The sequence below is a fragment of the Chamaesiphon sp. VAR_69_metabat_338 genome, assembly GCF_031423935.1.
GTDB lineage: Bacteria > Cyanobacteriota > Cyanobacteriia > Cyanobacteriales > Chamaesiphonaceae > Chamaesiphon.
The window spans coordinates 1-14,793 of record NZ_JANPGM010000149.1 but is presented as its reverse complement, the minus strand read 5'-3'; the positions used below and the strand labels follow the sequence as shown (position 1 = coordinate 14,793).

Sequence of the window (14,793 nt, the reverse complement as noted above, 5' to 3'; positions counted from 1 at the left end):
TGTTTCTCGATTTTGGCGATCACGGGGACTTCTTTGCCCGCATTGGCAATCAGTTCTTTGATTTCGAGGATATCTGCGGGATTGCGCACAAAGCTCAAAGCGACCCAATCGACACCTTGATCGAGGCCAAACATCAGATCCACGCGATCTTTATCGGTCAAAGCTTTAATCGAGAGGTAAACACCAGGGAAATTTACGCCCTTATTGTTCGATAACGTGCCGCCAACGACGACTTCGCAGTGCAATTCGCTCGTATCCCGATCGACGCCAGTCACCACCATCTCCACCTTCCCATCATCGAGCAGGATCGTCGAACCGACAGGGACTTCTTCAGCGAGGGTGTCGTACGTCACCGAACTGATCGTCTGCATCCCAGGAATAATTTTACTCGTGAGCGTGAAGGGATCGCCGTTTTTGAGGACGATCGAACCATCGGCAAATTTACCCAAGCGAATTTTTGGCCCTTGTAAATCTTGCAAGATCCCGACAGGTTGATTTAGTTCAAAAGATATTTGCCTAATTAAGCGAATGTTGGCTAGATGATCGTCATGAGTACCGTGGGAAAAATTGAGCCGGAGAGTGGTCGCTCCGGCTTGAATCAATTGTTTCAGGACTTCAGGGCTACTGGTAGCCGGGCCGATAGTAGCAACAATCTTCGTTCGGCGGAGGGAATCTCGCAATTGCATGAAGTTACAGTCAAAGGATCGAAGGAGCAAAGACAAGGCGATCGTCCTGGCAAGCTAACGCTGGGCACTTAAGACTCGGACGCAAAGAATCGGGGCTAATAATCTAGATCGCAAATTCGGCCAGTGATGTCCGATCGGTCGCAGATAACACTGGATGGTAGCACAGAACCGTTGTTAGTTATTGGCGATCGATCTATAAGTTCGGAAATATGTGGCGATTGGCGATCGGGACTACCGATTCCGACAGCTGTGACGATCTTGACAAAAACGCGTAAAGAATTTTGAGAACTAGATGTCAGTTTGTAGTAAATACTCGGGATAAATAGTATAAGAGAGAAGCTATCGCTCGCACGCAGTTAAACAGTTTCGATCGCCATTGCCGCGCGAATCGATTCGAGATCGAGATCGCCATGCGATACTGACATCAAACCACGACGAGGTCGAATCTCGATCGCGAGCACTTTTGTTACCGCCACGTTCCTTCGCTGCCAAAATCGATCGCTTTCGCACTTTTAGATTACAGTTTCCCTACCCCGCGTGTCGCAACTGTCACCCGCAAAGCCCTCATGACAATTGGTAATCCACCCCATCACCCACCCCTAATCCTCATTGTTGATGACGATGAGTTAGTGCGCTCGATTCTGTGCGAAAAAGTCATGCATGATGGTTATCAGGTGATGACAGCAAGCAACGGGGAAGAAGCACTGGTAATTTATCAACAAATCCGCCCCGATTTAGTACTGATGGATGGGGTGATGCCAGAAATGGATGGATTTGAGTGCTGCGAACAGTTACAACAATTGCCTGGTGGCGATTTGACGCCAGTATTGATGATTACCGGACTCGATGATAGCGCATCACTCGATCGAGCCTACGCTGTCGGTGCGGCAGACTATATCACCAAACCGATTCACTGGGCGGTTTTGCGCCAACGCGTCAAGCGCGTCCTCGACCAGTCCCATTTGCATCGGGAATTAGAAGCCTCAAATCTCGCCCTCCGCCAAAAATCTGAGGAGCTACAGCAGCAAAATCATCTGCTCGAACAATCCAGAAAAGCCGCAGAATCGGCAAATAAAGCCAAGAGTGCTTTCTTGGCAGCGATGAGCCACGAAATTCGCACGCCGATGAATGGGGTGATTGGGATGACGGGATTGTTGCTCGATACCGAACTTACCCCCCAACAACATGAGTTTGTGAGTACGATCCGCCATAGTGGCGACGTCTTACTCACCCTGATCGATGACATTCTGGACTTCTCCAAAATTGAGTCGGGAAAATTGGAACTAGATTACCAACCGTTCGATATCCGCGATTGTATTGAAGAAACCCTCGATCTCCTCGCACCTAAAGCCGCCGAAAAAAATCTCGAACTCGCTTATCTAATCTACAAAAATACACCAAGTTGTCTGTATGGCGACGTCACGCGCATTCGTCAAATTTTAGTCAACTTAGTTGGTAATGGTTTGAAATTCACCAATGCTGGTGAAGTAATTGTCGGTGTCACTGCCAAGCAGATTAAAGCGGATGAAAATAACCCGATCGTGCCTGACGAGCCAAGTTATGAAGTCAGGTTCGTTGTTAAAGATACGGGTATCGGGATTCCCCAAGACAAAATCGATCGCTTATTCAAAGCTTTCAGTCAAGTCGATTCTTCGACGACCCGTAACTATGGTGGCACTGGTCTGGGCTTAATTATTAGCAAACGCCTGACCGAATTGATGAATGGTAAAATGTGGGTCGAAAGCAGTGGGACTGGTGGCTCTAGTTTCTTTTTTACGATCGTCGCTAAAGCAGCTCCACCTTCGGCGCAATCTTTTCATAAGGAGCAACATCAGCCCACTCAATTACAAGGCAAACGCTTATTAATCGTTGAAGATAATGCCACCCATCGCAAGATTTTAGCTTTGCAAGCTCAATCTTGGGGGATGTTCCCGCACCCAACCGAATCTGGAGCCGACGCGCTCAAATTGCTCAACTTGCGCGGACATTTCGATCTGGCGATCTTGGATATGCAGATGCCCGAAATGGATGGTTTGACCCTCGCTCAAAAAATTCGCGAGTTTCCAGAATATCAAAAATTACCCCTGGTCATGCTCAGTTCTGTGAGTATCAGTCGCGCCGAAATCGAAGCCGCCCACGTAGATTTTGCGGCAACTTTAAATAAACCAATTCGGCAATTTCAATTGCAAGATGTGTTAGCACAAGTTTTAGGTCAAGATACCAATCGATCGAGCGCAATGCTCAAGTCAAAATCATCGAGTTACGATCGGTTTCAAGCTGCTTTTCCCTTGCGTATCCTGTTGGCTGAAGATAATCTCGTCAATCAAAAAGTTGCCATCCATATGCTCAAAAGAATTGGCTATCAAGCTGATGTCGTGATGAACGGTTTAGAAGCGATCGAGCGACTCCAGCATCATCCCTATGATGTGATCTTAATGGACTTACAAATGCCCAAAATGGATGGCATGGAAGCGACCCGCCGCATTCTCAGTGAATTTCCCGAACACCGCTGTCCGACCATCATTGCCATGACCGCCAATGCCCTAGAAGGCGATCGGCAAGAGTGCTTGGCAGCAGGGATGCATGACTATGTGACTAAACCTGTGAAAATCGAACAATTAGCTCATGCTTTGAGTCAGTGTCAGCCGTTGTTATTAGTTTAGGGGATAGGGAATAGGGGATAGTAAGAATACCGTAGGGTGTGTTATCGCGGAGCGTAACGCACCAAAAGTTGACAAACATCTATATACAATGACATTTGTCAAATAAAGAAATGGCTTTTGAGTATGATTATACGATTCAGTTTCGAGATACGGATGCGGCTGGGGTGGTGTATTTTGCGAGTATCATATCGCTCTGTCATGTGGCTTATGAAGCTTCGCTGATCGAGTCGGATATCGATCTCAAATCATTTGTTAGTAATCCAGAATTTGCAGTACCGATAACTCACGTAGCGGCTGACTTTTTACGACCATTGTATTGTGGCGATCGAGTTTCGATTTCACTGACACCGGCAGAAATAGATCGCGGTAAATTTGAGATTATCTATCAAATCTTGACACTAGATGCCGCAGCAACCGAACGCCAAAATTTGGCAGCGACTGTCACCACCAAGCATGTCGTCATCGATCCGCAGACTCGCAAACGTCAAGATTTGCCCAGATCGCTTGGCGAGTGGCTAGTCCGGTGGCGTTAACCAAGCACTTGCCGCCGATCTGATTCGATCGATAGTTGCCGTGAGCGCAGATTGAGATCGCTAATCGATCGGCTATTTGCAGTATTAATTCGAGCTTAATTATTGCCGCATCGAGATTTAGGGCTAACAGCATGACTGGAGCCAGCGATCCTCTTGTTCCGAGTGCAATTTGGCCGAGATCGCTACCGGCAGGTGGAGCGCACTCTAATGACTTTTGTCACTTGCCAGCAGCAATCGATCTCTGAAATAATTAAGCAAATATTAACAACCAATTTAATCGTCAGATGTTGCTCTGAGCAACAAATACAAACAAACCAGCACATGTAAATTAGCCCTAAATCACTATTCTCCGTATAAAGACAGATGCCGCGATCGCCCTTTACAATTTATAGTTAATTGCATTTAGGCTGAAACCTGAAGTTGGTGGCGAGCGATCGCTCCCCCCTAGTTCTAAAATTCGGTCGAAAGAATATTGTCGAAATGGTGCTTAAGACCCAAAAAGTGGGGATTTTAGATCTATGGAGAACAAACATTATCATTGCCAGAATTGCAGCCTATGATGTCATTGCCCGATACTTCCCCAGAACCAGTTGTCCATCCAGAACCCAGCACGCTCGAACGACTAGAAACATTTATCTATCTTGCGCCAGCGATCGGATTATTACCTTCAATGTGGGCCATCTATCGCGGCCAGCGAGACAAGCAACAATTAGCCGCCTGTAGATTATCTATTTTGCTGGCTTTGGGCTGGTTGAGCACTTATGTGAGTTTAAATGTCGGTGCAGATCTATCCGGCGCATCCGCCCTGGGATTCCGGCTCTTATTTCTGAATACTTTAGTCACCTCTGGCTATTTCATGACTAGCTTGTGGCTAATGATGTTACTCTGGCAAAAGAAATCGATTCGACTGCCTGGAGTTAGTGCGCTAGCAGAGCGGACATTACGGCAGCGATAGTCGATCTAGGCGCGTTCTGCTGGCGATCCTGGGTGAGATCGTCTCTACCCTACTCAAATCGCCACTTGGCGATTCGGGATTCCGAACCAAGCGGCCAAGAAACAAACAATATAGTGTAAGCTGACGCTGTGACCAAAGGCATCACACCCTGACTAGATCGATCGACTCAAGATCGCCAGGATTATTAAACCCCACCAACCCCTATTAACCCGTGAGTAAAGTGGAAGCTAGAAAAGTAGATCGGCATCGCCAGCGCGCGAGTAAACCAAATCCCCCAATGGTACGTCGTCAGCAAGCCAAAAGGCGGCGGAAAATGCCGTTATTCCTGTGGTTGGGACTTGGTAGTATCGGTGCCTTCTCGGCGGCTGCTGGGGCTTTCTTGGCTGTCTCACTGACGGCAACACCATTACAACAGCGCGCTCTATCCGCTGCCGATGCCGCATTCTTCAAACAAAATGGCCGGGAAGCTTTCTCGCGAAGTCTGTTGCAGGTACCAGAAGTTTCCAAGCCAGTCAATATTCTATTGCTGGGGATTAAAACCAATATCTCTGACGTCAAAAATAGCAATGGTCAAGAGCGCAAAAAAACTGGTTATGATGCTGAAGTTGACTCCCTAGACGGCTTGTCGGATACGATGATGCTGCTCCGCTTCGATCCGCAAACCAAACGGACGATCGTTCTGGGCATACCTCGGGATACCAGAATCGAGCGAACTGGACATGGTGTTGAAAAAATTAATGCAGTAGACCATCAAAGTGGCCCTGCGGCGACAGCACAGGAAGTCAGTAAGGTTTTAGGTGGGGTGGCGATCGATCGCTATATTCGCGTCAACAATCTCGGCGTCGCTAAACTGGTAGACGAACTCGGCGGAGTCACCGTCACGGTACCCAAAGATATCAAATATCAAGATGACTCCCAACATTTCTACGTCAACCTCAAGGCGGGTAAACAACATCTCGATGGCATCAAGTTACTAGGACTACTACGCTACCGTCACGATGCCAACGGTGATATCGGTCGAATGCAACGCCAGCAAATGGTTATGAAAGCTCTAATGGAACAAGCTCTCAACCCGATGACCCTGACCCGAATTCCCCAGCTATTTTCGGTCATTCAACACCAAGTCGATACCAATCTCACCGTCGAAGAATTGCTAGCCTTGGGTGGCTTCTCGATGCAGAATGGCAAATCGAATATGCAGTCACTAATGATGCCTGGTGACTACAATGGCGATGGGAAACATGGTACGAGTTATTGGCTACCTGATGAGAAAGCGATCCAAAACATGATGGCACGTTATTTCGACCACGGCCAAATTTCTCTAGAACAACCCAAAGCTGAAAATCTCCGCATCAATATTCAAGATACCAGTCACTTCCCAGATGCTACTACCAGGTTGATTAAGCGATTAAATAGAGCTGGCTATCAAAACGTCCATCTCGACAGCAACCTCAAAATCAAAGAAGATCTTACGACTAGTCAATTTATCGCTCAAAAAGGCAATCCAGAAGTTGCTGAAGGTTTATCGAAGATTTTGGGATTTGGGGAAGTAAAAGTCGATAGTTCGGGCAATTTATATTCTGATGTGACGATCAAACTCGGTCGCGATTGGCTCCAAAGAGAAAATGACTACAAATCTCTCAATCAAAAAGTTAGGTAGTTTTCAGTAGAAAGCAAGGGAGGGTCGATCGACTCTCCCTTTGTCGATCCAGATCCCAACTTAAAATACTTCGTTTTCCATTCCCAACCACCATTCGCCGAGATTCATCATATCGCGGTGAATATCCTCCAATCTCACAATATATTCTTCTGGCGACAAATCGGGTTTAGCTTCTGCCAACTTTTGCAAGCGAAGTTGCACCAGTAGCCATGATTTACCCATCCCATCCGTCTCTTCGATATATTTGGCTAATTCATTACTATTCATATTTACGTCGATCTGGCGATCGAAAAAATAGGATTAAAACATCTTTACTTAAGGAGAAATAGAATCGGAGTATTCACTGTCCTATTCCTATACCCCCATAACAGAAAGTTAGCTATCAATTATCAATTATTAACTAAACCTAAGCTTTCTGCGTTTTGGCATATCGATTATTTACTTCAGTCCAATTAATGACATTCCACCAAGCAGCTAAGTAGTCAGGACGCCGATTTTGGTATTTGAGATAATAGGCATGTTCCCAAACATCATTGCCCATAATTGGATATAAGCCTTGGGAAATCGGACTGTCTTGATTGGGGGTAGTCAAAATTTTAAGCTTGTTCTTATCATTCACCAACCAGACCCAACCACTGCCAAACAACTTGGTACCCGCTTCATTAAATTGCGTCTTGAAAGTATCGAACGACCCGAATTGCGATTGAATTGCCGTGGCGATCGCGCCGGTTGGGGCACCACCACCTTTTGGCCCCATAATCCGCCAATACATCGTGTGATTGTAATGTCCGCCGCCATTATTTCTAACGGTAGTTTGAATATCCTTGGGCAATGTCCCCAGACTCGTTAGCAGTTGCTCGATCGTTTTGGATTGGAGCTGGGGATATTTAGCGATCGCTGCATTGAGATTTTTGACATAAGCAGCATGGTGCTTGTCATGATGAAATTTCATCGTCGTGGCGTCGATATGCGGTTCTAAGGCATTGTAAGCATAGGTAAGTGGCGGCAGTGTAAATACCGCAGCTTTGGCAGCGATGGTCGTATTATCGTCTGCCCAACTGGATTTAGCAGATCCAAAAAAAGTATATGTCGCACCTGCGCCGAGTAGATAGAGAAAATTACGTCTGGTTGTAATCATAAATTCGCTGCGAGGATGAGACACTTCCTCTAGTCTGGCATATTTCATTGCGTCATCGCTGGTGGCGTAAACCGAGATCCCGACTGTCGATCGAGATCGGCAATCTGACAGCTCATCGATAATACCGTCAGTAGCGGCGATCGGCTGAATCGATCGCAGGCGAGTTAATCTGAGCGTGGAATTCAGGTAAACTGTGGAATGGAGAAATTATATCAATAAAATTTAAGCTCAATGGAAATCGGTCAACAAGTCAAAGTTTTTCGTCTCAGAGATCGCGTATCTAATGGCGTTGTGAGTAAACTAGGTAAAGTAGGTACTATTACAGAGTTCAAAATGACAGATGGTAGCGGCGTCGGTGCTGTCGTCCAGTTTGAAGACAAAACTAGTACCTGGTTTTTTGAAGATGAACTCAAAGTTGTAGAATAATATGCCCCAAATTCTCACCTTCCTTGGTAAAGGCGGTTCCGGTCGCACTACAGTGGCGATCGCCGCTGCCAAACAACAAGCTAACCTGGGTCGGCGGGTATTATTTGTCAGCCAAGATCCCACGCCCGCGACGGGGATCTTGCTGGGTGTTCCCCTCACAGATAAACCCCAATCGATCGGCGCAAACCTGGAAGTAGTATTAATTTCGGCCACGGTCGCGATCGAACGGGGCTGGGAAGAAGTCAAGCAAATTGAGGCGCGCTATTTGAGATCGCCCCTATTGCGCAATGTGTACGGTCAAGAATTGGCCATTTTGCCAGGGATGGATAGCGCGATCGCGCTTAATGCCCTGCGCCAGTACGATGCGAGTGGCAAGTACGACACGATCGTCTACGATGGCACTGGCGATCTAACTACCCTGCGGATGGCCGGGATGGCGGATAGTCTGAGTTGGTATCTCCGCCGGTTTGTCGCAGTTGTGGAAGAATCAGACTTGTGGCGGACGGTGGCACCGATTATGCAACCAGCAATCGCAGCGATTGCCGCGATTGCCTGGACGGGCGAAAGCGGAGTCTCTGCCCCCATGCAAGAAGCCAATAGTTTTCTGGCCAAAAGTCAAGCTGTTATTGGCAATCCCCAGCGCGTGGCGGGTTATTTGATCGCGACCGAGGAGCCAGTGGCCATTGCCACAGCGAAATATTTATGGGGAAGTGCCCAGCAGTCAGGCTTGACGATCGGTGGTGTGTTGCTCAATCGCGGGACGGTGACGGAGGCGATCTCATCCGAATTCGATCCCTTGGGGATATCGGCGATCCCGACGCGAGTCGGTACCGATTGGCAACCCTTAATCGATGCGATGCCCGACTTTAGTCAGGCGGTAATGGCACCCAAACCGATCGCCATTGACATCCCCAAGCGCGAAGTCAGGCTGTATTTACCTGGTTTTGATAAAACCCAAGTAAAGCTAACGCAATCGGGGCCAGAGGTGACGATCGAGGCTGGAGATCAACGCCGCAATATTGTCTTACCACCGCAGTTGAAGGGATCGAGTGTCACTGGTGCCAAATTTCAGAATGGCTATCTAATCGTGTCCTTCTAGTTAATGTTGAGGGAATCGAGTGTCACTGGTGTCAAATTTCAAAATGGCTATCCGATAAACTTTAGTTGCAAATTGGAACTAAAGTTTATCGGATCGATTCTCTATCGATACCCCGACAACTTTCTGAATTCGATCGCCTAACTAGCATCTGACGAGTAGATCTAGATCGAGCCATTCAGCTGCACCGTTTACGATAGATCGTCAGCTATATTGTGAATTGTAGTCAGTATCGATCGCAGCCTTAATTTAAACCGAGGGGACAGGAGCAAGCACCAGATGACGCAGGTAATCACAGATCGCATCGCCGCCGAATGGGAGACTCGGATCGCCGCCGAATGTAGCGATCGCGATTCAACTACCCAAACAAGCATTCTCAACTGGTTGCTGGGCGAAAATCGCGAACGGCTCGAAACCCTCGATCCCGAACACCTCAAAATTGCCAATCGCGCGATGGATTATCGCTTGCGGATCTTGGTGCAGCGATACTTGGGCTTATCGCCAGAGCGGGCGTACAAAAATTTGATGCAGCGGCTCGGTGGTTTGGCGATTTTGCGAGACAAAATTCGCGCGTGGTTGACACTGAGTAACGATCGTCAGCGGCAAGTAGTAGATGTTTTACAAGAAGTAATTCAAGAACTGCTGCAAGGTGATAAATACATTCAACAGCAAATCGCTTGGATCGGACAATGTACCAAAAATCCGCGCCTGCGGGATACATTGCTATTTGCCAGTATTGAGGAATATTGCCTGCGTCCGGTGCGCAATCAACCCTTACTCGCCCATCGTTTTGTCAACTATCTGCGGCGATCGCAAAAAGGTGGCGTGACTAATGTCCCGCAAAGCGAGCTAGTCAAGCTGGTGTCCGATGAGATTGTTAGCGATAGCGATTCAACTTTTAGCTTACTCGATAAACAAGCTCAGGATCATTATCAACAACAGCAAGAGTGGGAGGCAACGCAAATCGCTCGCGACAGAGTTAAGGAGACACTTCACGATTATTTAGTCGAACATGTTAGCCCTGAAGCCGGAAAATGGCTGGCTCTCTATCTCCAAGGTAAGACACCAGAAGCGATCGCGATCGCCTTAAAAATAGATGTCAAGCAAGTCTATCGTCTGCGCGAGAAGATTAATTATCATACACTGAAAGTTTTTGCAATAAAAGCAGAGTCAGACTTGGTTTCGCAGTGGTTGCACATCTCTTTAAAAGAACATAATCTCGGCTTAACTCCCCATCAATGGCAGCAGTTTTGCGATAATTTGGAACCCAAGCAACGCGAGATTATGCTGGCATTAAAAGCCGGAACTGCTGTCGAGGAAATCGCCAAATCGCTCAAAATCAAAACCAACCAAGTAATGGGCGAATGGAGTCAGATCTATCTGGCAGCTCAGGAAATGAGAACTAATTGATAATTGATAATTGATATTGGAACTGCGTTCCAAATTAGATTGTAGGGTGTGTTATCGCGAAGCGTAACGCACCAAAAAATAGCTCGGTTTGCACAATTTAGTTAGTTTGCTCCCAGTCTCCCAGTCTCCCCTCTCCCCACACTTCCAGAAATGACTCAAGCGATCGCAACTACTACTCCGACAACGCCAATTTACGTGCCGAAATTAGCTTATCAAATCGGCATGTCACAGCCGCAGACTCATCTATTTGAAGTCCGCTTCAACGTGAGTAATTGGCATCATGAAATCCTCGATGTCAAAATGCCTGTCTGGACGCCAGGTTCGTATTTAGTCCGCGAATATGCCAGACACTTGCAAGATTTCGTCGCATCAACCAGCGCGGGCGAAAGGTTAACTGTTATCAAAATTGCTAAAAATCACTGGCAGATTCAAACTAATGGTAATAGTGAAATTATTATTAGTTATCGGATGTTTGCTAACGAACTAACCGTACGCACGAATCATTTAGATGCTACTCACGGCTATTTCAATCCGGCGGCGTTGTGTTTTTATATTCCTGGATATGAATACTGCCCGATCGACATAAAGATTATTCCCGCTCATCCCGATTGGCAAATTACGACGCCATTACCCGAAATTAGCCCCCAGACATTTCTAGCAAATGATTTCGATACCTTAGTCGATAGCCCGTTTGAAATCGGTAGTCGGCAAATTTATGACTTCACCGTACTCGATAAGTCTCATCAGCTAGTTGTCTGGGGTGAAGGTAATTTCGATCCGCAAATTGCGATCGCCGACATCAAAAAAATCGTGGCAGTCGAAGCCAAAATATTTGGCGGACTGCCCTACGAACAATATATTTTCTTACTACATCTCTCGCCTAGCGGTGGTGGTGGCTTAGAACACAAAAACTGCTGTTCGCTACTCTATCCTCGCTTTGGATTTCAAGGTAGCGAGAAGCACAATCGCTTTATGCAATTAGTCGCTCACGAGTTTTTCCACCTCTGGAATGTCAAACGTATTCGTCCGGCTGCGCTCGAAAAATTTGATTATGAGGGGGAAAATTATACTCCCTCGCTCTGGTTTAGTGAGGGGACGACTAGTTATTACGATCTGATAATTCCCAGACGAGCGGAGATTTATGACGAGAAAGAATTTCTCACGGAACTGAGCAAAGAAATTACCCGTTACCTGACAACACCAGGGCGATTGGTGCAGCCATTAAGCGAGTCGAGTTTTGATGCCTGGGTGAAACTATATCGTCCCGATGCCAATAGTTCTAACTCGCAAATGTCTTACTATCTTAAAGGCGAGATGGTGACATTGTTGCTAGATTTAACGATCCGCGATCGTACGGCTGGAACTAAATCTTTCGATGATGTTTTAGTGGCCATGTGGGAACAGTTTGGTAAAGCCGAAGTTGGTTTTACAGAAACCCAGTTAAAGCATATTATTGAATCGATCGCGGGTACAGATCTGACCGAGTTTTACGATCGATACATTCACGGTATTGAAGAATTACCATTCAATGAATACTTAAAACCGTTCGGCTTAGAGTTGCAATCTGGCGAAGCAACTACTCCACATTTAGGACTAAATGTTAAGCATGAAAACGGTCGAGAAGCAATTAAATCTGTAACGGCTGGTTCTCCCGCCCAATTAGCTGGCATCGATCCTGGCGATGAATTACTGGCGATCGATGGGTTTAAAGTAACTGCTGAAAAATTAGCCGATCGACTTAAATTTTATCAAGCCGGACAACAAATCGAGCTGACAGTTTTTCATGCCGATCGCTTGATGACTGTTTCCGTAATTCTCGCGGCTCCACAACCCCAGCAATATCAATTACAAGCATCAGTAGATACTGTCGATCGACAACGCCAATTATTTAAGGGTTGGGTTAGCCATCAGTAACCGTAACTCGATCGCTAAGTGGCGAGAGTTGTGCAGGTTGAAGATTGTGTATCTATATAACCCATAATTACCTTGTATTTATGAAGGTGTTAGGGGGTATATTTATCGTTGCTGGTCTTATTTTATTGTTCTTTGCTCATGCTTAGATTCAGCTGAGATATTTCATAACCGTTTCTGGCTGACGATCTCCATCTAAAGATCTCAAATAGATTCTACGTTTGCGGCGATAAGCTGGGGATTTTCTACCTGCTCGACATGGGGTTGATAGATTGCCAGATCGAACCTTGACAATCATTACAGTTCTGACCAGATATTCTGTACCGGATAATCGCTAAACGCTGAATCAGCACTCATTAGCACTAAATTCTGGCTAATTGATTGGGCGATAATGAGCCGGTCGAATGGGTCGGCATGGTGAAGAGGTAATGTTCGATAGACATTGAGAGCGTCGAACAGAATCGGCAAAATTTGAATATTTAGTCGATCCAGGATTCCTGCTAATTCATGGAAATCAATGCCTAGATCGAGCCTGCCTTTGCCGACTTTGATAGCAATTTCCCAAAGACTGGCAACACTGATGGAGATGTCATTCTCAGTCGGTTCTAGCAAATCGGTCATCGTTGAGTTCAACTTAGGATTTCCAGCGATGTACCAAATCACAATGTGAGTATCGATGAGCAGGTTCATAGATTATTGGTAATCGGCAAATTCTTCTAGGGGGGCATCAAAGTCATCAGAAATCGTGACTTTACCTTTGAGAATGCCGAAACCATTACGTTTTGGGGTCGTGGGACGATTTCCAATCTGGGAATCTGTGCCGACACGGCGGTGAGTCAGGTACTCAACATAGTGCAATGCCTCGACTTGGAGCGATTCGGGGAGCTGCAAGAGAAGTGAATTAATGCTCGCGATTGCGTTAGTTTGTGACATGACGCCTGGTTCCTTGTCTATTGGTTCGATTTTAGCCTAGATTGGGCGAGAGCGGAGACATACCTTAACTGTTTCCGGCTAACGATTCGGCAGATCGACAATCGTTTCCAAAGATCTCAAATGGATTCTATATTTGCTGCGATAAGCTGGGGATTTTCTACCTGCTCGACATGGGGTTGATAGATCGCCAGATCGAACCAGAATGTCGTCCCGACGCCGACGGCACTGGTAATGTGAATTTGGCTGTGATGTTTTTCGATAATATTTTGGACGATCGATAATCCCAATCCAGTGCCTTCTAAAGTATGGACGCGGTTCTCGACGCGGAAGAAGCGATCGAAAATTGCCATCCGATCTTCAGGCTCGATGCCGATGCCAGTATCGACAACCTCAACTCTGACTACTTCAGAAACGATCCCATTAATCTCTTCACCTGCCTCAGGAGTCAACTGAGCGCGATAAGCGCGGAGTGTGACCTTCCCATCGGCTTTGGTAAATTTGAGGGCATTACCGACCAGATTTGCCAGCACCTGGAGGATCAGATCGTAGTTTCCTAAGATCGAAGGGAGATCGGATTCGATATCTTGACACAGTTCGATGCCTTTATCTCTAGCATTGAGCTGATAGGTGCGCAGGGTTTGTTCGATCGAGCGATCGAGTTCGACTGCATCGAAAAGATAAGTGTGGGATGATTCTAGTTTAGATAGATCCAAGACATCGTTCACTAATCTCGTCAACCTGTCGGTTTCGCGGTTGGCAGTATCGAGAAATTCACTACGTTCGGCAGTAGTTAACTCATCGCCATATTCATGCAGCGTTTCGATGAATGATTTGATATTAAATAATGGCGTTCTCAGTTCGTGCGAGACATTACTGATGAATTGACTTTTCGCTTCATTGAGTTCGACTTCGCGCGTAATATCTTGTACCGTCATCGCGATCGCTCGGACATTTTCTTTGATCGGATCGAGGACGTTGGTAATTAAAATTCTGACTGTCCGTTGGGCGGGATGGTTGAGGGTAATCCGAAATTCTTCACCATCGAGTTTACCCGCTGCCACTTGATACAAAGGACGGGCGAGTTCGGCAGAAACGCTACCGGGCAAGACATGCAGGATATTTGTCCCATTGAGATCGAGCCGATCCCAGCCAAAAAAGCGGCGAGCGTTGGGATTTACCAAGACAATATGGAGATTATTATCGATCAAGACAGCACCGTCAGCGATCGTCGTGACGAGGGTTTCTAATTTTGCCTTCTCAGCCGTAAGTTCATCGATATTTTGTTCTTCAAATATCTCTAATTTCTCCGCCATTTCATTAAAACTGCCGATCAATTCGCCCAATTCGCCGCCCAATGGTAAATCGATCCGTTGTTTAAAATT

The 14,793-nt window shown here is 46.5% G+C and carries 15 protein-coding genes; 9 read left to right on the top strand and 6 right to left on the bottom strand.

Annotated features, from left to right (window positions below; translation table 11 throughout):
* A partial coding sequence (locus RMO84_RS04440) for a pyruvate kinase (protein ID WP_310487272.1) occupies nt 1-686 on the bottom strand: 686 nt, incomplete at its 3' end.
* Between the two features lie 126 nt (nt 687-812).
* Here RMO84_RS04440 and RMO84_RS04435 point away from each other — a divergent pair.
* The 5 genes from RMO84_RS04435 (at nt 813) to RMO84_RS04415 (ending at nt 6,497) form a co-directional block, all read left to right on the top strand.
* Nucleotides 813-971 carry a hypothetical protein gene (locus tag RMO84_RS04435; RefSeq protein ID WP_310487271.1) on the top strand — a complete coding sequence of 53 codons (159 nt, stop codon included), beginning with the start codon at nt 813-815 and terminating at the stop codon, nt 969-971.
* 281 nt (nt 972-1,252) lie between these two features.
* Nucleotides 1,253-3,349: a response regulator gene (locus RMO84_RS04430; protein ID WP_310487270.1), complete on the top strand. Its 2,097-nt coding sequence runs from the start codon at nt 1,253-1,255 to the stop codon at nt 3,347-3,349.
* A 110-nt stretch (nt 3,350-3,459) separates the two neighbouring features.
* A complete protein-coding gene (locus RMO84_RS04425) occupies nt 3,460-3,882 on the top strand; it encodes an acyl-CoA thioesterase (RefSeq protein ID WP_396135768.1) in 423 nt (140 codons plus the stop codon).
* A gap of 556 nt (nt 3,883-4,438) precedes the next feature.
* Nucleotides 4,439-4,837 (top strand): hypothetical protein, encoded by a 399-nt coding sequence (locus RMO84_RS04420; protein WP_310487268.1) that lies wholly within the window; start codon nt 4,439-4,441, stop codon nt 4,835-4,837.
* A gap of 211 nt (nt 4,838-5,048) precedes the next feature.
* On the top strand, nt 5,049-6,497 hold the full coding sequence (locus tag RMO84_RS04415) for an LCP family protein (protein WP_310487267.1): 1,449 nt from the start codon (nt 5,049-5,051) through the stop codon (nt 6,495-6,497).
* 60 nt (nt 6,498-6,557) lie between these two features.
* On the opposite strand, the gene RMO84_RS04410 is transcribed toward RMO84_RS04415, so the two are convergent.
* Complete coding sequence (locus RMO84_RS04410; RefSeq protein ID WP_310487266.1) at nt 6,558-6,764, bottom strand: hypothetical protein; 207 nt, start codon at nt 6,762-6,764, stop codon at nt 6,558-6,560.
* A 139-nt stretch (nt 6,765-6,903) separates the two neighbouring features.
* On the bottom strand, nt 6,904-7,635 hold the full coding sequence (locus tag RMO84_RS04405) for a superoxide dismutase (protein WP_310487265.1): 732 nt from the start codon (nt 7,633-7,635) through the stop codon (nt 6,904-6,906).
* Nucleotides 7,636-7,866: 231 nt separating this feature from the next.
* Between RMO84_RS04405 and RMO84_RS04400 the strand changes: the two genes are divergently transcribed.
* The 4 genes from RMO84_RS04400 to RMO84_RS04385 all read left to right on the top strand — a co-directional run bounded on the left by RMO84_RS04400 (nt 7,867) and on the right by RMO84_RS04385 (nt 12,481).
* Entirely contained in the window at nt 7,867-8,061 is a 195-nt protein-coding gene (locus tag RMO84_RS04400) for a DUF2862 domain-containing protein (RefSeq protein ID WP_309730492.1), read from the top strand.
* A 1-nt stretch (nt 8,062) separates the two neighbouring features.
* Complete coding sequence (locus RMO84_RS04395; RefSeq protein WP_310487264.1) at nt 8,063-9,160, top strand: ArsA family ATPase; 1,098 nt, start codon at nt 8,063-8,065, stop codon at nt 9,158-9,160.
* Between the two features lie 276 nt (nt 9,161-9,436).
* Nucleotides 9,437-10,567, top strand: coding sequence for a HetZ-related protein 2 (locus RMO84_RS04390; protein ID WP_310487263.1), 1,131 nt, complete (start codon nt 9,437-9,439; stop codon nt 10,565-10,567).
* A gap of 150 nt (nt 10,568-10,717) precedes the next feature.
* Entirely contained in the window at nt 10,718-12,481 is a 1,764-nt protein-coding gene (locus RMO84_RS04385) for a M61 family metallopeptidase (protein ID WP_310487262.1), read from the top strand.
* 294 nt (nt 12,482-12,775) lie between these two features.
* On the opposite strand, the gene RMO84_RS04380 is transcribed toward RMO84_RS04385, so the two are convergent.
* The 3 genes from RMO84_RS04380 to RMO84_RS04370 all read right to left on the bottom strand — a co-directional run.
* Nucleotides 12,776-13,168 carry a type II toxin-antitoxin system VapC family toxin gene (locus RMO84_RS04380; protein ID WP_310487261.1) on the bottom strand — a complete coding sequence of 131 codons (393 nt, stop codon included), beginning with the start codon at nt 13,166-13,168 and terminating at the stop codon, nt 12,776-12,778.
* A gap of 3 nt (nt 13,169-13,171) precedes the next feature.
* On the bottom strand, nt 13,172-13,411 hold the full coding sequence (locus RMO84_RS04375) for a DUF2281 domain-containing protein (protein WP_310487260.1): 240 nt from the start codon (nt 13,409-13,411) through the stop codon (nt 13,172-13,174).
* A 116-nt stretch (nt 13,412-13,527) separates the two neighbouring features.
* The coding region (locus RMO84_RS04370; protein ID WP_310487259.1) for an ATP-binding protein at nt 13,528-14,793 on the bottom strand (1,266 nt) is incomplete at its 5' end.